This window comes from Nonomuraea sp. NPDC054003 (genome assembly GCF_055585125.1).
The window spans coordinates 77,427-97,028 of the sequence record NZ_JBVJKR010000004.1; the positions used below are offsets into that span (position 1 = coordinate 77,427).

At 70.9% G+C, this 19,602-nt stretch carries 15 protein-coding genes; 7 read left to right on the top strand and 8 right to left on the bottom strand.

Features of this window, described 5'->3' with window-relative positions; genetic code table 11:
• Positions 1–8: 8 nt before the first annotated feature.
• On the bottom strand, positions 9–746 hold the full coding sequence (locus ACZ6YG_RS10995; RefSeq protein WP_466017856.1) for a FadR/GntR family transcriptional regulator: 738 nt from the start codon (positions 744–746) through the stop codon (positions 9–11).
• Between the two features lie 354 nt (positions 747–1,100).
• On the opposite strand from ACZ6YG_RS10995, the gene ACZ6YG_RS11000 reads away from it, so the two are divergent.
• The 3 genes from ACZ6YG_RS11000 (at position 1,101) to ACZ6YG_RS11010 (ending at position 8,134) form a co-directional block, all read left to right on the top strand.
• Positions 1,101–3,482 (top strand): RICIN domain-containing protein, encoded by a 2,382-nt coding sequence (locus ACZ6YG_RS11000; RefSeq protein ID WP_466017857.1) that lies wholly within the window; start codon positions 1,101–1,103, stop codon positions 3,480–3,482.
• An 83-nt stretch (positions 3,483–3,565) separates the two neighbouring features.
• Positions 3,566–6,385, top strand: coding sequence for a carbohydrate-binding protein (locus ACZ6YG_RS11005; protein ID WP_466017858.1), 2,820 nt, complete (start codon positions 3,566–3,568; stop codon positions 6,383–6,385).
• 12 nt (positions 6,386–6,397) lie between these two features.
• Complete coding sequence (locus ACZ6YG_RS11010; RefSeq protein WP_219548845.1) at positions 6,398–8,134, top strand: ThuA domain-containing protein; 1,737 nt, start codon at positions 6,398–6,400, stop codon at positions 8,132–8,134.
• A 48-nt stretch (positions 8,135–8,182) separates the two neighbouring features.
• Here the strand turns inward: ACZ6YG_RS11010 and ACZ6YG_RS11015 are convergent, their stop codons facing one another.
• From ACZ6YG_RS11015 to ACZ6YG_RS11045, 7 genes are read right to left on the bottom strand one after another with little or no spacing between them, the layout of a single operon-like run.
• The gene (locus tag ACZ6YG_RS11015; RefSeq protein ID WP_466017859.1) at positions 8,183–9,514 is read right to left on the bottom strand and encodes a nucleotide pyrophosphatase/phosphodiesterase family protein; all 1,332 of its coding nucleotides are present in this window, start codon (positions 9,512–9,514) and stop codon (positions 8,183–8,185) included.
• Positions 9,514–10,626 carry a metabolite traffic protein EboE gene (eboE, locus tag ACZ6YG_RS11020; protein ID WP_466017860.1) on the bottom strand — a complete coding sequence of 371 codons (1,113 nt, stop codon included), beginning with the start codon at positions 10,624–10,626 and terminating at the stop codon, positions 9,514–9,516. Before eboE ends, ACZ6YG_RS11015 begins: the two co-directional genes overlap by 1 nt.
• A gap of 2 nt (positions 10,627–10,628) precedes the next feature.
• Positions 10,629–11,474, bottom strand: a complete 846-nt coding sequence (locus tag ACZ6YG_RS11025) for a TatD family hydrolase (protein WP_148032233.1) — start codon at positions 11,472–11,474, stop codon at positions 10,629–10,631.
• The gene (locus ACZ6YG_RS11030) at positions 11,475–11,981 is read right to left on the bottom strand and encodes an EboA domain-containing protein (RefSeq protein WP_466017861.1); all 507 of its coding nucleotides are present in this window, start codon (positions 11,979–11,981) and stop codon (positions 11,475–11,477) included. It lies immediately after the preceding gene.
• On the bottom strand, positions 11,926–12,819 hold the full coding sequence (locus tag ACZ6YG_RS11035; protein ID WP_466017862.1) for a sugar phosphate isomerase/epimerase family protein: 894 nt from the start codon (positions 12,817–12,819) through the stop codon (positions 11,926–11,928). The genes ACZ6YG_RS11030 and ACZ6YG_RS11035 overlap by 56 nt, the downstream gene beginning before the upstream one ends.
• On the bottom strand, positions 12,789–13,634 hold the full coding sequence (locus ACZ6YG_RS11040) for an SCO3242 family prenyltransferase (RefSeq protein ID WP_364227861.1): 846 nt from the start codon (positions 13,632–13,634) through the stop codon (positions 12,789–12,791). The genes ACZ6YG_RS11035 and ACZ6YG_RS11040 overlap by 31 nt, the downstream gene beginning before the upstream one ends.
• On the bottom strand, positions 13,631–14,794 hold the full coding sequence (locus ACZ6YG_RS11045) for an inositol-3-phosphate synthase (RefSeq protein ID WP_466017863.1): 1,164 nt from the start codon (positions 14,792–14,794) through the stop codon (positions 13,631–13,633). Before ACZ6YG_RS11045 ends, ACZ6YG_RS11040 begins: the two co-directional genes overlap by 4 nt.
• A 247-nt stretch (positions 14,795–15,041) precedes the next feature.
• Here ACZ6YG_RS11045 and ACZ6YG_RS11050 point away from each other — a divergent pair, with 247 nt between their 5' ends.
• Genes ACZ6YG_RS11050 through ACZ6YG_RS11065 form a run of 4 tightly spaced genes read left to right on the top strand, consistent with a single transcriptional unit; the run spans position 15,042 to position 19,574 of the window.
• Complete coding sequence (locus ACZ6YG_RS11050; protein ID WP_466017864.1) at positions 15,042–16,481, top strand: sugar ABC transporter ATP-binding protein; 1,440 nt, start codon at positions 15,042–15,044, stop codon at positions 16,479–16,481.
• Positions 16,482–17,444 (top strand): ABC transporter permease, encoded by a 963-nt coding sequence (locus ACZ6YG_RS11055; protein WP_148032228.1) that lies wholly within the window; start codon positions 16,482–16,484, stop codon positions 17,442–17,444. It begins immediately after the preceding gene.
• A complete protein-coding gene (locus ACZ6YG_RS11060; RefSeq protein WP_148032227.1) occupies positions 17,441–18,391 on the top strand; it encodes an ABC transporter permease in 951 nt (316 codons plus the stop codon). The genes ACZ6YG_RS11055 and ACZ6YG_RS11060 overlap by 4 nt, the downstream gene beginning before the upstream one ends.
• Positions 18,378–19,574 carry a substrate-binding domain-containing protein gene (locus tag ACZ6YG_RS11065; protein WP_466017865.1) on the top strand — a complete coding sequence of 399 codons (1,197 nt, stop codon included), beginning with the start codon at positions 18,378–18,380 and terminating at the stop codon, positions 19,572–19,574. The genes ACZ6YG_RS11060 and ACZ6YG_RS11065 overlap by 14 nt, the downstream gene beginning before the upstream one ends.
• Positions 19,575–19,602 lie beyond the last annotated feature (28 nt).

Here is a 19,602-nt window from a genome sequence, read left to right on the forward strand (position 1 = left end):
CGCCCGGATCAGGGGGACGAGAAGAGACGCTGCTGGATCTCCTTGCGGTAGTCGTCGAGCGTGTTGTCGATGTGCAGGGCCGCGGACTGGGCGGCCGCCTCGGGGTCGCCGGCGCGGATGGCCTGGTAGATGGCGTCGTGCTCCTCCACGGCCTTGGCGGCGTGCCCGCCCACCGAGCCGCGCAGGCCGATGAGGCTCGACTGCGCCTGCAGCCTGCGGGCCTCCCGCACGCCGACCTGGAGGAACATGTTGTGCGAGGCGGTGGCGACAGCGGTGTGGAAGGCGTCGTCGCCCTCGTTGAACAGCTCCTCGCGTCCGGTCTCGTAGCCGCGGCGGCACAGTCCGGCCGCTTCTTCGATGGCCCTCAGCTCGGCGGGGGTGGCGCGCCGGGCGGCCAGCCGGCTGGTCTCCATCTCCTGCGTCCGGCGGAACTCGAACAGCATGTAGACGTGGTCGAGGTCGGTCGGGAGGAAGAAGGCCCCCCAGCGCCCGGTGCCGAACATCCCCTCGTCGTCGGCCACGTACAGGCCGCGGCCCTTCTGGGCGCGTACGCGGCCGAGCGCGGAGAGGATCTTCACCGCCTCGCGCACCACGGTGCGGCTGGTGCCCAGTTGCCGGGCCAGCTCGTTCTCGGTCGGCATGCGGTCACCCGGACGCAGGCCGAGCCTGACGATCAGTTCGAGCACCTGCTCGGCGGCTACCTCGTAGCCCGGCCGGTATCCGCTCTCGCGCGGGGCCTCAGTCACCGTGCTTCCTCCTCGGCGTTCCCTGAAGAGTATGACGGAAGAGCCGACCCTCCACGCCTCCGGCGCCGCCCAATAAGTACGACACATATGAACGGTTCATCCGAGAGTCACGGGCGCAGACAAGCATGGTCACCGGTGTTACCACTGGTGAAAGCGTAGAGCGGCGCCCCATGGACGCACTCTCAGTGCGCATATCGGGAAATAAGAAGGCTTAAGGGGTTGACGGGTATCCCTACTCCAAAGGTAATTAGGAGCGAGACCGGCGGTCCACGCCCGCTCGGCCCCGCAACGGCGTCACCTGCCTGACGAACAGGGCGTGACCTGGCCAAACGCCTACCCCCCGAAGGAACGACTGTGCACTTACCGCCACCCGTCACGATGCTCAGACCGGTCCTGATCGGCGTCGTCACCGCCGTGCTGGCCGCGGCGTTCGCCCTCGTCGCCCCCGCCACCCCGGCCCGCGCGGCCACCACGACCCTGTACGCGTCACCCGCCGGCACCGGCACCGGCTGCACCTCCAGCCAGCCGTGCTCGCTGGCCGCGGCGCAGACGGCGGTACGTTCGCTGAACGCCGGGATGTCCGGTGACATCGTGGTGGAGCTGGCCGGCGGGGTGTATCGGCTGTCCTCGCCGCTCCGCCTGACCGCCGCCGACTCCGGCGACAACGGCTACGTCGTCAGATGGCAGGCCGCGGCGGGGGCCGTCCCGGTCATCAGCGGAGCCAGGGCGGTCACCGGATGGACCCTGGCCGACTCGGCGAGGAACATCTGGCGCGCCAACGTCGGGGCCGGGATCGACACCCGGCAGTTGTACGTCGACGGCGCGCTCGCCACCCGGGCGCGCACCGCCGTCAACCGGTCCGACTTCACCGCGAGCAGCACCGGGATGAGGTTCACCAGCAGCGCGCTGAGCTACCTGAACAACCTCGCCGACCAGGGCCGGGTGGAGATGGAGAGCGTCGGCTCCTTCACCGACCGGTACGCGCCGGTGCAGAGCATCAGCGGAAACCTCATCACGATGCGGCAGCCCGCCTGGAACAACAACAACTTCGGGTACGACACCTTCACCAGTCCGCACCGGGCGGGGCCGCTCCACCTGACCAACGCCTACGAGTTCCTCGACTCGCCGGGGGAGTGGTACCTCGCCCCCGCGACCGGCGCCCTGTCCTACATCCCGCTCCCCGGGCAGAACATGAGCCAGGTCAGCGTGGAACTGCCGGTGCTCCAGTCGCTGGTGCACGTGGGGGGAACCTACGACGCGCCCGCGCACCACATCACCTTCAGCGGGATCACCTTCACCGGCACGAGCTGGCTCGGCCCCGGCGTCAACCAGGGCTACGCGGACCAGCAGACCGGCGCCTACATAGCGGGCAACTGGAGCTGGCCCGCCTTCACCTCCTGCCACCAGGGCTGCCGGCAGTTCGAGGCGACCCGGCCGAACTGGTACCAGATGCCGGCCGCCGTGCAGGTCTCCGCGGCGAACACCGTCACCTTCACCGACTCGCGCTTCGTCAACCTGGGACAGACGGCCATCGGCATCGGCAACGACGCCAACGCGCACGCCAGCGGCGTCGGCCTGGGCGCCGCCGGCATCACGGTCACCCGGTCGGAGATCGCCCGCAGCTCGGCCGGCGGCATCGTGGTCGGCGGCGTGCGCGCGGACGCCCACCACCCGAGTGACCAGCGGATGGTCAACCGGGACATCACCGTCAGCCACAACCGCATCCACGACCTCGGCCTGGACCACCGGGGCGTCGTCTCGGTCCTGTCCACCTACGTCACCGGCACCGACGTGTCCCACAACGAGGTCTACAACATGCCGTACACCGGCATGTCGATCGGGTACGGCTGGGGCGCCAACGAGCCGGGCGGCAGCACCCACTACGCCGACCGCGGCCTGTACGACTTCCAGCCGCGCTACACCACGCCCACCACCGCCTCCGGCAACCGGCTCGTCGGCAACTACGTGCACGACGTCATGCAGCAGATGACCGACGGCGGCTGCATCTACACGCTGTCGTGGAACCCGGGCGCGGTGATCAGCGACAACCACTGCCTGCGCACCAACGGCTGGTTCGGCATCTACTTCGACGAGGGCTCGCGGTACTACACCGTCAGGAACAACGTGCTGGCGAACACCGGCACCTGGGCCACCGCCAACTACTGGTACGGCGAGAACATGGGCGACTTCACCGTCACCGGCAACTGGTCGACCAACGGCAGCACCAACGTCACCAACGGCGACCGCGGCAACGTGGTGAACACCAACGTCACGGTGGCCAACGGCGCCTGGCCGGCCGGCGCCCAGGCCGTGATCGCGTCCGCCGGGCCCGGTGGGCAGCCCTCGGGGGACACGGGCGCGTTCAGGGGAGTCGGGTCGAACCGGTGCCTGGACGTCAACGGCGCTTCCCAGGCGAACGGCGCGCAGGTGCTGATCTGGGACTGCAACGGCCAGGCGAACCAGCAGTGGACCGTCACCAGTGCCGGTGAGTTGCGGGTGTACGGCGGCAAGTGCCTGGACGTGAACGGGGCCGCGACGGCCGACGGCAGCGCGGTGATCATCTGGGACTGCAACGGCCAGAACAACCAGAAGTGGCGGCTCAACGCCGACGGCAGCATCACCGCGGTCGGCGCGAACAAGTGCCTGGACGTCAGCGGCGCCGGCACCGCCAACGGCACCAGGACGCAGATCTGGACCTGCCACGGCGGCGCCAACCAGAAGTGGACCCGCGCCTGACGGGCCCCGTCTCCACCGCGGCCCGAGGCGGAATCCCGGGCGCCTTGCCCTGACTGGTCTTCCTGTCGCAGGAGGGAACACCCATGTCCCGACGTCCGTGGCTCACCTTGCTGACCACGATGGCACTCGTCACTTCAGGAGCGCTCGCGCTCGACGCCTCCCCGGCGAACGCCCTCGACATCCCGCCGTCCGACTACCAGCAGGTGTCCCTCGCGTCAGGTGGCGCCGAGCTGGGTGAGGCGATGTCGCTGGCCGTGATGCCGAACCGGTCGGTGGTGCACACGGCGCGCGACGGCACGCTGCGTGTCACCGACGCCACCGGCGCCACGAAGGTGGCCGGCAGGCTCAACGTCTACACCCACGACGAGGAGGGCCTGCAGGGAGTGGCGGTCGACCCCGGCTTCGCGTCGAACCGGCACCTGTGGATCTACTACTCCCCGAGGCTGAGCACCCCGAACGGCGACGCGCCGAGCACCGGCACGCAGGCCCAGTTCGACCAGTGGAAGGGCGAGCTGTACCTGTCCCGGTTCACCCTCAAGGCGGACGACACCCTCGACATGGCCAGCGAGAAGGTGGTCCTCCGGGTCCAGAACGACCGCGGACAGTGCTGTCACGTGGGCGGGGACATCGACTTCGACGCCGCCGGCAACCTGTATCTGACCACCGGCGACGACACCAACCCGTTCGAGTCGAGCGGCTACTCCCCGCTGGACGAGCGGACCAACCGCAACCCGCAGTACGACGCCCAGCGCTCCTCCGCCAACACCAACGACCTGCGTGGCAAGCTCCTGCGCATCAAACCGCAGCCCGACGGCACCTACACGATCCCCGCCGGCAACCTGTTCCCGCCGGGCACGGCGAGGACCCGGCCGGAGATCTACGCGATGGGCTTCCGTAACCCGTTCCGGATGAGCGTGGACAAGGCGACCGGCATCGTCTACCTCGGCGACTACGGGCCGGACGCGGGCGTGACCTCCTCCAACCGCGGCCCGAGCGGGCAGGTGGAGTTCGACCGCATCACCGGTCCGGGCAACTACGGCTGGCCGTACTGCACGGGCACGAACACCACGAGCGAGACCTACAACGAATGGAACTTCGCCACCAACAGCACCGGTCCGAAGTACGACTGCGCGGGCGGCCCGGCCAACAACTCCTTCCGCAACACCGGCCTGGCCACGCTGCCTCCGGCCAAGCCGGCGTGGATCCGGTACGCGGGGGACGCCGGAAGCCCGCCGGAGTTCGGCTCCGGATCGGAGTCGCCGATGGGCGGCCCGGTCTACCGTTACGATCCCGGCCTGAACTCGGCCGTCAAGTTCCCCCAGGCGCTCGACGGACGGTACTTCGCCGGTGAATACGGCCGGCGCTGGATCAAGGCGATCGAGGTGAAGCAGGACGGCGCGTACGGCGAGATCTCGGCGTTCCCCTGGACAGGGACGCAGGTGATGGACATGGCCTTCGGTCCTGACGGAGCCCTCTACGTCCTCGACTACGGCACCGGGAACAACAACCAGGCGCTGTATCGCATCGAGTACATCGGCGGCGCCAACCGCAACCCGATCGCCAGGGCGTCCGCCGACAGGACGTCGGGACCGGCTCCGCTCGCGGTGAACTTCTCCTCGGCGGGCAGCTCGGATCCGGAGGGCGGCGCGCTGACCTACTCGTGGAACTTCGGCGACGGCACCACCTCCACGGCGGCGAACCCGGGCAAGACCTACACCACGAACGGCGCCTACACGGTGACGCTCACGGTCCGGGATCCGCAGGGTCTCACCGGCACGGCGAGCGTGACCGTGACCGTCGGCAACACCGCGCCGACGATCAGCCTCACCACCCCCGCCCACGGGCAGCCGTTCTCCTTCGGGGACACCGTGCCCTTCCAGGTCACCGTCAGCGACCCGGAGGACGGCACGATCGACTGCGGCGGCGTCACCGTCGCCTACTTCCTCGGCCATGACAGCCACCGCCACCAGATCACCTCCACGACCGGCTGCTCGGGCTCCATCGCGGTGCCGGTCGACGGCGAGCACGACGCCGCGGCCAACATCTACGGCGTCTTCGAGGCCTCCTACACCGACCAGGGCGGTCTGACCTCCACCAGCGCCCGTACGCTCCAGCCGCGGCACCGGCAGGCGGAGCACTTCGGCGCCCAGCAGGGCGTCCAGACGGCCGACCACGCCACCGCGGAAGGCGGCAAGACGGTCGGCTTCACCGACGACGGCGACTGGATCTCCTTCCAGCCGTACAGCCTGGGCAGCGCGACCCGGATCACCGCCCGGGTGTCGTCGGCCGGCGCGGGCGGCAGGATCGAGGTGCGGGCGGGCTCGGCGACCGGCACGCTGCTGGGAACGGTGAACGTGGCGAGCACCGGCGGATGGGACACCTTCACCGACGTCTCGGCGAACCTCAGCGGCGCGCCGGCCGGCACGACGACGTTGTATCTGGTCTTCCGCGGCCCGACCGGACAGGGCTACCTGTTCGACGTGGACGCCTTCACCCTCGACACCGGCACCCCGCCCTCGGGGAGCACGAGCGCGTTCAAGGGCGTGGGGTCGAACCGGTGCCTGGACGTCAACGGCGCCTCCCAGGCCAACGGCGCCCTGGCGCAGCTCTGGGACTGCAACGGCCAGCCCAACCAGCAGTGGACCGCCACCAGCGCCGGTGAGCTGCGGGTCTACGGCGGCAAATGCCTCGACGTGAACGGGGCCGGGACCGCGGACGGCACCGCGGTGATCATCTGGGACTGCAACGGCCAGAACAACCAGAAGTGGCGCCTCAACACCGACGGCACGATCACCGCCGTCGGCGCGAACAAGTGCCTGGACGTCAACGGCACCGTCAACGGCACCAAGGCCCGCATCTGGACCTGCACCGGAGGAACCAACCAGCGCTGGACCCGCGTCTGAAAGGGACATCCCATGTTGCGACATCTGACCCCAGCCGCACCCGGGGGCGGCCGCAAGACCTCTGTACTGCGGCGCCTGTCAGTGGCGGTGGCCGCGATCACCGCCGCCGCGACGTTGATCCCCGCCATCCCCGCCCAGGCCGCCGCCTTCAAGGTGCTGGTGTTCTCCAAGACGGCCGGGTTCCGGCACGACTCGATCCCCGCCGGCATCCAGGCCATCCGCGAGCTGGGGGCGGCCAACGACTTCACCGTCGACGCCACCGAGGACTCGACCGCCTTCAACGCGGCCAACCTCGCCCAGTACCAGGCGGTGGTGTTCCTCAACACGACCGGTGACGTGCTCAACGACAACCAGCAGGCCGCCTTCCAGACGTACGTGGACGGCGGGGGCGGTTCCGTGGGCGTGCATTCGGCCGCGGACACCGAGTACAACTGGCCGTACTACGGGCAGCTCATGGGAGCCTGGTTCGCCAGTCACCCGGCGATCCAGCAGGCCACCGTACGGAACGAGGACCGGGCGCACGCCGCGACCGCGCACCTCGGGGCGACCTGGTCACGCACCGACGAGTGGTACAACTACCGCGCCAACCCCCGCCCGAACGTCCGCGTGCTGCAGAGCCTGGACGAGGGCAGCTACAGCGGCGGCAGCATGGGCGACCACCCGATCACCTGGTGCCACCCGCAGTCCGCCGGCCGCGCGTTCTACACCGGCCTGGGGCACACCCAGGAGTCGTACGCCGATCCGGCCTTCCGCACGCTGCTGCTCGGCGGGATCCGGTACGCGGCCAGGGCCGCCAACGCCGACTGCCGCCCGGAGACCGGGTACACGACGTTGTACAACGGCTCGACCACGGGCTGGTCGCAGGCGGGGCCGGGGTCGTTCACCGGCAACGACGCCACGCTGACCTCCCAGGGCGGCATGGGGATGCTGTGGTACAACGCCAAGGAGTTCCGCTCCTACTCACTCAAGCTCGACTGGAAGCTGACCGGCGACTCCAACTCCGGCGTGATCGTCGGGTTCCCGGCCACCAGTGACCCCGGCGCGGCGCTCGACACCGGATACGAGGTGCAGATCGACGCGACCGACACCCCGGACAGGACCACCGGGGCGATCTACGGGTTCAAGGCCGCCGACCTCGCCGCCCGCGACGCGGCGCTGAACCCGCCGGGGCAGTGGAACACCTATGAGCTGCTGGTGGAGGGCGAGCGGCTGCAGGTGTTCCTGAACGGCAGCAAGATCAACGATTTCACCAACGCGGATCCGGCCCGCTCGCTCCAGCAGGGCCACATCGGCATCCAGAACCATGGGCCCGGCGACGTGGTGTCCTTCCGCAACATCCGCGTCAAGGAACTGACCAGCACACCGGGCGGTACGAGCGCGCTGCGGGGCGTGGCGTCGAACCGGTGCCTGGACGTCAGCGGCGCCTCGCAGGCCAACGGGGCGCAGGCGCAGCTCTGGGACTGTCACGGGCAGGCCAACCAGCAGTGGACCGCCACCAGCGCCGGTGAGCTGCGGGTCTACGGCGGCAAGTGCCTGGACGTGAACGGGGCGGGGAGCGCGGACGGCACCGCCGTGATCATCTGGAACTGCAACGGCCAGAACAACCAGAAGTGGCGCCTCAACGCCGACGGCACGATCACCGCGGTCGGCGCGAACAAGTGCCTGGACGTCAACGGCACCGCCAACGGCACCAGGGCGCGCATCTGGACCTGCACCGGAGGAACCAACCAGCGCTGGACCCGCGTCTGATCGGTCACCCGCCGGCGCGGCGATCCGCGCCGGCGGGTCTGTGCGCGGTCAGCGGTTCGTCCAGGCCAGGGCGGTCAGGAGTCCCTTGACCTCGGTCGCCTCGTAGAAGTCACGGTCGAAGGGACCGATGATCAGCGGTCCGTCGTCGGGGAGATCGGGCAGCCGGCCGTGACTGCCCCGCACCGGCGCCGGGTCGAGCGGCACCACCCGCATCGTGTACCGGAAGCCCAGCTTCTTCCTGGCGAGCGCCGCCGCCGCGCGCAGCTTGACGAACGGATCGCCCGGGTCCATGAACAGCTCGGCGGGGTCGTAGCCGGGTTTGCGGTGGATGTCCACGAGCCTGGCGAAATCCGGGGCGCGGTCGTCGGAGAGCCAGTAGTAATAGGTGAACCAGGCGTCCGGCTCCGCCACCGCGACGAGCTCGCCGGCGCGTTCGTGGTCGAGACCGTACTTCGCCTTCCCCGCCTGGTCGAGCACCTCGTCGACGCCGGACAGCTCGGCGATGACGGCGCGGGTGCGGTCGAGGTCTCCGGGGTCGCGCACGTACACGTGGGCCACCTGGTGGTCGGCGACGGCGAAGGCCCGGGACGCCCACGGGTCGAGATACTCCATGCCAGCCTGGACGTAGACCTCCAGGAGACCCGCGGCGCGCAGCGCCCGGTTGATGTCCACCGGGCGGGACACCGGGGTGATGCCGTATTCGGAGAGCACGACGACCTCGGCGTCCTCGGCCAGGAGCGGAGCCAGCGCGGCGTCGACGGCCCGGGCGGCCGCGATCGCCTCAGGACCGGCGGGGCCGTACCGCTGGAGGTCGTAGTCGAGGTGGGGCACGTAGACCAGCAGCAGATCCGGCCGTTCGCGGGCCAGGATGCGGCGGGCCGCCGCGATGATCCATTCGCTGGAGGCGATCCCCGCGTTGGGTCCCCAGTAGGTGAACAGGGGGAACGGCCCCAGCGCGGCCTCCAGGTCGTCGTGGAGTGAGGGCGGGCGGGTGTAGCAGTCGGGCGACTTGCGGCCGTCGGCGTGGTAGACGGGACGCGGGGTGACGAGCAGGTCGGCGGGCGCGCCCATCGCGTACCACCAGCAGACGTTGGCGGTGCGCAGGCCGGGCGCGGCGGTCCACAGCTGGTCGCCCTGGATGAGCGCGTTGTGCTGGCGCCACAGCAGCACCTCGCCGAGATCCCGGAAGTACCACCCGTTTCCCACGATGCCGTGGTCGCGGGGCATCGAACCGGTCAGCAGGGTGGCCTGCATCGAGCAGGTGACGGCGGGCAGCACGGGCCGCAGCGCGGCCGCCGAGCCCGCTTTCGCCACGTTCGGCATGTGCGCGAGCAGGCGCGGGGTGAGCCCGACGACATTGATCACGATCAGCGGTGCCATCACGTCTCCTTCAGCCCGAGGGCGGCCAGCTGCCCCCGCATCCAGTCGAGCTCGGCGGCGATGCCCTGCGCGACGTCGGCCGGCGCGCCGGGAAGCACGTGCCAGGTGTAGGTCTCCACCTCGACGTGCCTGGTCAGCGGACGCTCCCCGCCGAGCAGCGTCTCCAGCAGGTGCCGCAGGTAGGGGGCGCTGGTGGTGAGCGGAGGGGGCGGCGCGCCGTGCAGCGGGACGTGGAAGTGCACGCGCCAGCTCTCGTCCGCGGGCAGGCCGCCGGCCAGCGCCTCGCCCAGGTCGTCGGCGTAGCCGGTGGCGGAGCGCGTCTGGTGGAGGAACCGGGCCTCGTCGAACGCGGCCAGCGCCCGCTGCGCCCCAGGCGGCGCCACCAGGGCGCACGACGCCTGGAGCTTCACGATCGGCAACCCGGTGGCCGCGCCCGCGTCAGGGTCCTCGAAACCCACGGCCATGTGGCAGGCGTCCAGACAGAGGCCGAGGTGGTCGTGGTCCACGTCACTCAGCAGGGCGCGCGCCTGCGACGTCGTCTCGACGACGCAGCCGGGCTCCGGCTCGAAGCCCAGCCGGATCACCTTGCCGGTACGGCTCGCCAGCGCCCGCAGGCCCTGGGCGACCGCGTCGAGATGGGCCGTCACCGCCGCCGCCTTCGCCCTCGTCCACCCGGTCCGCCAGGCGAGGGGAAGGGTCGAGATCGTGCCCTCGGTGACGTCGTCCGGCAGCAGCGCGGTGAGGATCTCGGCGAGCCCGAGCGTGTAGCGCAGCCGGTCCGCGTCGGCCCAGTCAGGAGTGTAGACGCGGTACTTCACGACCTCGTCCTGGAAGCCGCGGTAGGGGAACCCGTTGAGGGTCACGACCTCCAGCCCGAGCGCGGTCAGCCGCTCGCGCAGCGCCGCGAGCTCCCCGGGCCAGGCGGTGAGGTCCGCGGCGGCGTGCTGGGACAGCCACAGCCCGAGCCCGAGCCGCTCGACGCCGAGCAGGCGCCTGACCCGCGCCGCGCCGCCGGACAGCTGAGCGTGGATGCCGGGGAGATCCTCGGCGGCGTGGACGTTGGTGCAGTAGGACAGATGCACCGTCGAGCCGTCCGGATGGCGCAGCCGCATGGTCAGCCCCGCTTGATCGTGTTGCCGGCGTAGTCAGATCCGGATTCCGAGCCGGAACTGAGGTCGAGCCGGCCGCTCTGCCCGTAGAAGGCGACCGGATTGCGCCACAGGACCTGATCGACGTCGTCCTCGCCGAAGCCCGCCGCGAGCATGGCGTCGGCGACCTCACGCGTCTTGAGCGGATCGCTCCGCCCCCAGTCGGCGGCCGAGTTCACCAGCATCCTGTCCGTGCCGTACTGCTTGAGCAGGGTCACCATCCGGTCCGGGTCCATCTTGGTGTCCGGGTAGATCGAGAACCCCATCCAGCAGCCCGAGTCCGCGACCATGCCGACGGTCAACTCGTTGAGGTGGTCGACGAGCACCCGCCCGGGGGGAATCCCGGCGGCCCGCACCACGTCGAGCGTCCGGCGGGTGCCCTCGGCCTTGTCCCGGTGCGGAGTGTGCACGAGCACCGGAAGATCATTGTCCTGGGCGAGCGCCAGCTGGGCCTCGAACGCCCGTTCCTCCTCCGCCGTCATCGAGTCGTAGCCGACCTCGCCGACCGCGACGACGGAGTCCTTCAGCAGGTATCGCGGCAACTCGGCCAGCACCGGCGCGCAGCGCGGATCGTTGGCCTCCTTGGGGTTGAGCGCGAGCGCGCAGTGGTGGCGGATGCCGTGCTGCGCGGCGCGGTAGGGCTCCCAGCCGAGCAGCGCGTCGAAGTAGTCGAGGAAGCTGCCCACGTTGGTCCGGGGCTGCCCCAGCCAGAAGGCGGGTTCGACGACGGCCCGGACCCCCGCGTCGTGCATGCGCCGGTAGTCGTCGGTGGTCCGGGAGGTCATGTGGACGTGCGGGTCGAAGATGCGCATTCAGATCCTCTCCAGGACGTCACGCGGGACGGGGCGGCCGGCCGCCCGTAGCTCGGCCGCGTAGTCCGCCAACATCCGGGCCAGCTCGGCGTCAAAGCGGCGGTCCAGCCCGGCCACCTCGTCCAGGGGGATCGACATGAAGACGCACTTGAGCACCCCTTGCCGGAAGGAGTGGTCGCCCAGCCACGCCGAGCCGTACGGGCCAAGGGCCGCGGCGACCAGCCGCGCGTCATTGGTGCGAAGCGCGTCCTCCACCAGCGCGACCGCCGTGCCGTCCAGGTCGAGCTCGTGCAGGACGGTCAGGATCGCCAGCCGCTCGCCGCTGTCGCCGGCCTCGTACAGGCTTCGGATCACCGCGGGGTCGCCGCGCAGCGCGCCGAGCAGCGCGCGCCGGGCGTCTGGACCGCCCCGCCGTCCGGCCTGCGGGAAGAGCCGGTGGATCGCGTGCGGGTCAGCCTCGACCTGCCGGACGGCCGAGGCCTGCCACTCCTGTGCGGGCTCCTTCATGTGCCCTCCTCAAGAAGTCGATCGATCGGCGGGCGACCTGCGGGGCCGCATGGCTGTGCCGGGCCAGTTCCACGGCCACTAGGCCCGGGTAGCCGCGCAGAGCGGCGAGCACCGGCACGAATTCGATCTCACCCTCGCCGAACTCCAGGTGCTCGTGGACTCCCCGGCGCATGTCCTCGATCTGCACGTGCACGGTGTACGGCAGCGCCCGCCGGACACACGTGTCCAGGTCCTCCCGCTCCACGCAGTGACAGTGCCCGATGTCGAGGGTGAGATCGAACCGGGGATGGCCGCCGAGCATCGCCCGCAGTCGCTCGTAGCCGTCCAGGTCGGCGACCAGCATCCCGGGTTCGGGTTCGAATCCCAGCGTGACGCCCACCCGATCGGCCTCGTCGAGCAGCCGCGCGCACTGGCGGGCCAGTCGCGTGTACGCCTCCGCCTCCGGCATGCCGTCGGGCCGGACGCCGCTCCACAGATGCACCACGGGAGCGCCCAGGTCGGCGGCGACGCGCATCGCCATGACCAGGAACTCCACTCTGCGTCCGGCGTCCTCGCTGATGAGGGTCGGATGGTGTTTGCGCAGCGGATCGAGGGTGTAGCGCCCGCCCGTCTCGACCACGGTGCCGAGGCCGAGGCGAGCGCAGATCCCGGCGATGCTGGACACCTCCGCGGCCAGCCCGGGGGAGAAGGGGTCGAGATGACCGTGGTCGAGCGTGATGGCCGCACCCGTGTACCCCAGATCGGCCAGGACCGCGAGCACCTCGGGGAGCCGGTGGCCGGCGAATCCGTTGGTGCAGTAGGCCCACTTCACGATGTCGCCAGCCGGGATGAGAGCCACCGCCCCACGGGGAGCGAACACAGCAGCGCGCCCGCCGTCGCGAACCGGCCGCCGCCCGCGACCGCCGCCGCCTGGAGCGGGATCAGGCCGAGGATGCTCAGGCGGACGGCCCGCCGTACGTTCTCGGGGTCGGGAAGGGTCCGTAACCCGGCCTGGACCGGGAGGGTGGAGGCGAGATAGCCGGCGATGAGGACGCCCGCCCCGGCCCGCGCGGCGGCTCCGCCCCGCGCGCAGGAGGCGGCCGCGAGCCCGGCCGCCACCGTGCTGGCCGCGACCGCGCGCCCGGCGGTCCCGGGTGCCGCCCCCGTCACCTCGGCGCGGCCCAGGACGCTGATCCCGTAGGTGTGCGCGCCTATCGCCAGCGCCGCCGGAAGGGCGGCCCTGGTCTGCTCGCCCGCGCCGAGAAGCACGTCGAGCACGCGGCAGGCCGCCATCGACGCCGGTCCCGCCGCCGTCCGTTTGAGACCCAGGTCGTAGGCCCACACCGCGCCGGCCAGCAGGCCGGCGACGGTGAGACCGCGACGGCCGCCGGCGAGGGCGGCGGTGGCCAGGCCCGCGCCGGTCAGGGCGGCCGCGAGCCCGAGCGCGGCGCCCGGGCGGACCCGGCCCGACGGGATCGGGCGCTCGGGACGCTCGACGGCGTCCGCCTCACGGTCCGCCCAGTCGTTGAGCGCCATTCCCGACCAATACATGAGCACCGACGCCAGGGCCAGGCCGGGTGCCGGACGCCGTCCCGCGGCGGCGGCCCCCGCGATGGTGTCCCCCGGCACCGACAGCGCGGCGGGTGCGCGGACCAGTTCGAGCAGCGCCCTCATGACAGCTCCTCGGCGAAGGCGCGCAGCCGGGCGTACTGGGCGGCCAGGGCGTGCTCGTCCGTCCCCAGCGGGCTCTTGAAGAAGTACCCGAGCTCGGGCAGGACGCCGTGCCGCCCTTTCTCGTGCGCGCGGGCGACCAGCCGGGCCAGGTCCAGGACGAGCGGGGCGGCGAGCGCCGAATCGCAGCCCTGCCAGGTGAACTGCAGCGTCATCCGGACGCCGAGGAAGCCCTCGAAGCTCACGTGGTCCCAGGCGGTCTTCCACTCCCCGAGATCCGGGACGTAGTCGATGTGCGTCTCACCCTCCACGGGTTCTCCCAGGACCTTCGTGACGACCTGGTCCTTGGAGAGCCGCTTGCTGGACCTGGCGGCCGGATCGGCGAGTGTCGCCCCGTCGCCGCCGCCGAGCAGGTTGAGCCCGGACCAGGAGCGGACCCGGAGGGCCCGGTCCGCGAACATGGGCGCCAGGGCGCTCTTCACCAGGGTCTCGCCGGTCTTGCCGTCGCGTCCCGCGTACGGCACGCCCCGCCGGGCGGCGAGTTCCGCCAGGGCGGGCAGGGTCGGCCCGGTGGAGGGGGTGAACTCCACATAGCCGCATCCCGCATGGAACGCCGCATAGGCGTACAGCGAGCTCGGCGGCAGGACGTCGTCGCCCGCGGCGAGCCGCTCCTCCAGGTCGGCCAGCCTCTCGAACTCCGGGCGCGGATCCACCGGGGGTTCGGTCGACGACACGTTGATGACGACCACCCGGGCCAGCCCGTGCCGGGCGCGGAAGCCGGTGATGTCGTCGATCAGCCGGGTCGCGGCCGGTCCGTCGCCGGGGACGTGGCCCGGCCGGATCTCGGCGTCGGCGGCTTCCAGGTCGGACGCGAGCAGCCCCGGGAGGTCCGGTGAGATGACCTCCGCTCTGCCCAGTTGCTCGGCGCGCTTGCGTAAGGAGGTCTCGGCGATGTCATGTCCGCCGAAGACCAGGTCGGTCAGCGGAACCAGCTGCCCGGGAAAGCCGGCGGACTCGCTCACGCATCCACGGGGGGAGGCTGCTCCCGCCCTGATGGCCGCGGCGCCCACGATGGCAGTGGTCGCCACGGATCCTCGTGCCCCGATAAGCCACACACCGAGCTTGTCCATGAAAGCTCCATCGTGTCCGGGACTACCCCGCATGCGAAGGCATCCGGTAGGTGAGTCTTCGCGATGGTAAAAGGTATTTTCGTCGATGGTCAAGCATAAGTAGGCTCATCGTTGTCTTATGGTCTGCCGTCTATGGCCATCGCCGCCCGTTCGTCACGTCCCAAACCCGGGCAATTTAGGCGTACTGGCGACCAACTTTTGCTTGACCATCGATATAAGCCCGCTTAACATCCCGCACCATGAGCCATAGGCCTGAAAGTCGGCGGGGACGGCTGACCGGATGCTGAGCCTGCGCGGCATCGGCAAGAGCTTCCTGGGCGTGCGGGTGCTGTCCGGGGTGGACCTGGCCGTGACGGCCGGCGAGGTCCACGCCGTCGTCGGCGAGAACGGCGCCGGCAAATCCACCCTCATGAAGATCATCTGCGGGGTGCACGCGCCCGACGAGGGCACGATCGAGCTCGACGGCCGGCCCGTCTCCTTCGGCCATCCGCTCGACGCGCGGCGCTCCGGCATCGCGATCATCTACCAGGAGTTCAACCTGCTGCCCGAGCGCACCGTCGCCGAGAACGTGTTCCTCGGGCGCGAGCCCGTCAGGCGCGGCCTGGTCGACCGGGCCGCCATGGAGGAGGCGACCGCGCGGCTCCTCCACGAGCTGGGCGAGGAGGCCTTCGGCCCGCGCGACGCCGTCAAGCGCCTGCCGGTGGCCCAGCAGCAGATCGTCGAGATCGTCAAGGCGTTGTCGGTGAACGCGCGGCTCATCGTCATGGACGAGCCCACGGCGGCGCTCGCCGAGCACGAGGTCGAGTCGCTCTACCGGCTCATCGGGCGGCTGAGGGAACGCGGCGTCGCCGTCGTGTACATCTCCCACCGATTACGCGAGGTGTTCGATCTCGCCGACCGGGTCACCGTGCTCAAGGACGGCGCGCGCGTCACCACCCTCCCGATCGGTGAGGTCACCCCCGGCGAGCTGATCCGCCTGATGGTGGGCCGCGACCTCGGGACCTACTTCCCGCCCCGCTCGGCGGGCGCCGGCGAGGTACGCCTCAGCCTGCGAGCGGCCGGCAATCACCGGCTCCATGACATCGACCTGGAGCTGCGCGCCGGGGAGATCGTCGGCATCGCGGGCCTCCAGGGATCCGGCAGATCGGAGCTCGCCAGAGCGATCTTCGGCGCGGAGCCCTTCACCACGGGCGAGATGATCCCGTCGCGCCCGCGCTCGGTCCGGGAAGGCGTGGCCCTGGGCATCGGACTCGTGACCGAGGACCGCAAGGCCGAAGGACTCGCGCTGCGCCAGTCCGTGCGCGACAACGTCCTGCTCGTCGCCCGCGCGGTGCGCGCCGGCGACCGCGCCGGCGTCCGTGACCTGCTCGAACGGGTACGCCTCTCGCCCGTACACCGGGAACAGGAGGTCCGTTACCTGTCCGGCGGCAACCAGCAGAAGGTCGTGCTGGTCAAGTGGCTGACGATGGCGCCGCGGGTGCTGCTGTTCGACGAGCCGACCCGGGGGATCGACGTCGGGGCCAAGGCCACGATCCACGACCTGATGCGCGAACTGGCGAACGGCGGCATGGCCATCATGATGATCTCCTCCGAGCTGCCCGAGCTCATCGGCATGAGCGATCGCGTCGTCGTCCTGCGCGACGGCCGCGTGGCGGGCACGCTGCCCGCCGGTGCCTCCGAGGAGGCCGTCATGCGCCTGGCCGCGGGAGAGGCGGCCTGAATGCCCCTGCTCACGCGGCTGCGCGAACCCACGCAGGTGGTGTTCCTCGCGCTGCTCGGCCTGGTCGCGGTCGGCTGGGCCCTCGTCGCGCTCGACGGCGGCCAGTTCCTCACCCTGGAGAGCGTCGTCGGGATCCAGCAGCGTTCCGCGGCCCTCGGCATCGTGGCGATCGGGCAGACGCTGGCGATCCTGGCCGGGTCGCTCGACCTGTCGGTGGCGTACCTGATCAGCCTGGCCTCGCTGGTCGCGGCGGAGATCATGGCGGGCCAGGACGGGAACATCGGGCCGGCGGTCGCCGCGGTGCTGGCCATCAGCGCTCTGGTGGGGCTGGTCAACGGGCTGGTCATCACCGGGCTCCGGGTGCACGCCTTCATCGCCACGCTCGGAGTCGCCCTGATCATCAAAGGCGTCGTCGACCACCTGTACGACGGGCCCGCGGGCAAGGTGCCCGAGTCGTTCCAGGTCCTCGGCTACTCCCGGATCGGGCCGATCCCCGTCTCCGCGCTGCTCTGGGCGGGCGTGGCCGTGCTGGCCTGGTTCCTGCTGAGCAGGACCCGGCTCGGATACCGGATCTACGCGGTCGGCGGGAACGAGGAGGTCGCCCGCCTGTCCGGCATCCGCACCGGCCGGGTCATCGTGCTCACCCACGTGCTGTGCTCCGTCTGCGCCGGCATCGCGGGCCTGCTGCTGGCCAGCAGGCTCGGCGCCGGGGCCCCCACGGTGGGCACCGACGGCGGCTACGACCTCGAGTCCATCGCCGCCGTCGTGCTCGGCGGGACCGCGCTGGCCGGCGGCAAGGGCGGCGTCGCCGGAACCGTGGGCGGAGTCCTGCTGCTGGCCGTCCTGGACACCGTCTTCAACCAGCTCGAGGTCAACTCCTTCGTCAAGGACGTGGTCCGCGGCGTGGTCATCGTCGTCGCGGTGGCCGTCTACGCCCGGCGTACCGTGGGACGGCCCGCATGAGGCGGGCCCTTCCCATCCTCGCGGTCCTCGTGGCGCTGCTCACCGCGATCGCCCTGGTCAACCCCCACTTCCTGGAGCCCGCCGGATTCCTGGCGTTCCTCAAACGGGCCGCGCCGCTGGTGATCCTCGCCGCGGGACAGTATTTCGTCATCGTCTCCGGCGAGTTCGACCTGTCGGTCGGCTCGCTGGTGACGGCCGAGGTGGTGATCGCCGCACGCCTCATCGACGGCGACGAGTCCGCCACCTGGCCGGTCCTCGTCCTGCTGATCGTCATCGGGCTGCTCGTCGGGCTGGTCAACGGCGTGGCCACCACCAAGCTGCGGGTGCCGTCGTTCATCGTGACGCTCGGCATGCTGCTCATCCTGTCCGGGGCGGTGTTCCTGTGGACCGGTGGCGCGCCGCGCGGCGCGCTGTCGGAGGGCTTCCGCGTCTTCGGCCGCGGCGGCCTCGGGCCGGTGCCGTGGTCGGTGCTGATCCTCGTGGCCCTGGGCGCGGCGGCGATCCGGCTCATGCGCGCCGACTTCGGCAAGACGCTGATGGCCGCCGGCGACAACGAGCGTGCCGCGGCGCTGTCCGGGGTCCGGGTCGACCGGGTCAAGATCTTCGCTTTCATGCTCTCCGGCCTGGCGGCGGCCGTCGCGGCGATCCTGCTCGGCGGTTTCGCCGGAGTCTCGGCCCAGGTCGGTCAGGGGCTGGAGTTCTCCGCCATCACCGCCGTCGTCCTCGGCGGCGTGGCGCTCGGCGGCGGCCGCGGCTCCGTGCCGGCCGCCATGGCCGGGGCCGTCACGCTGGAGGCGCTGTTCACCCTGCTCAACCTGTACGGAATCTCGGGGGCGCTGGAGTTCACCGTGCAGGGCGTCATCATCATCGCCGCGGTCGCGGCAGGAGCCATCCGGCTTCCCTGGAAGCCCACCCCCCGAAGAGGAGACGCACATGCCGCGTCCTGAGGCCGCAATCGCAGTGTTGGCCGCGCTGCTTCTCGCCGGCTGCACCACCGACAGGCCGACGGCCACCACCCAGCCCGCCGCACCCGCCACGAGCGCGCAGGGCTCCGGCACGGGCACGCAGTCGAAGTTCTTCGTGCAGGCGGATTTCGACGCCCAGCTGGCCATGCGCTCCCAGACACCTCAGGGCCCCGCGGCCAAGCCCTGGGAGCAGGCCATCGACCCGAAGATGATCGACACGGCACAGTACAAGAAGGACGGGCCGTACCACCTGTGCTTCTCCAACGCGGCGGTCAACAACCCCTGGCGCCAGGTCGGATGGAAGACGATGCAGGCAGAGGTGGCCCTGCACGAGGAGATCGAAGAGTTCACCGCGCTGGACGCCGAGGGCAAGGACGACAAGCAGATCTCCGACATCGCCGAGCTGCAGGCCAAGGGCTGCGACGCGCTGATCGTCTCGCCGAACACCACGGCGACGCTCACCCCCGCCGTGACGGCCGCCTGCGCGAAGGTGCCCGTCATCGTGTTCGACCGGGGCGTGGAAACGGACTGCCCGGTGACGTTCATCAAGCCCATCGGCGGCTACGCCTTCGGCGCCGACGCCGCCGAGTTCCTGACCGAGAAGGTGCCGGAGGGCGGGAAGGTGCTGGCGCTGCGCATACTGCCTGGCGTCGACGTGCTGGAGACCCGCTGGTCGGCGGCGAAGGTGGTCTTCGACAGGAGCCGCCTCCAGGTGGTGGGGGTGGAGTTCACCGACGGTGACGCCGCCAAGACCAAGAGCATCGTCAGCGACTACATCCAGCGGCACGGCACGATCGACGGTGTCTGGATGGACGCGGGCGCCACGGCGGTTGCCGCGATCGAGGCGTTCGAGGACGCCGGCCTGCCGGTGCCGCCGATCAACGGCGAGGACCAGCAGGACTTCCTGCAGAAGTGGAAGGACGCCGGTCTCACCGCCGTCGCGCCCACGTACCCGACCTACCAGTGGCGCACCCCGATCATCGCCGCTCTGAAGATCCTCAAGGGCGAGGAGGTGCCGGAGAGGTGGAACCTGCCGCAGCCCAAGGTCACCGGCGACAACCTGGCGGACTACCTGCAGCCCGACATGCCGCCGCTGCACTACGCGCTCTGCGGTTGTGAGGACCTGCCCGGGTTCCCGGAGACCTGGGGCGGGAAGAAGGGCTGATCAGCCCCTCCCGAACCGACGACGAAGA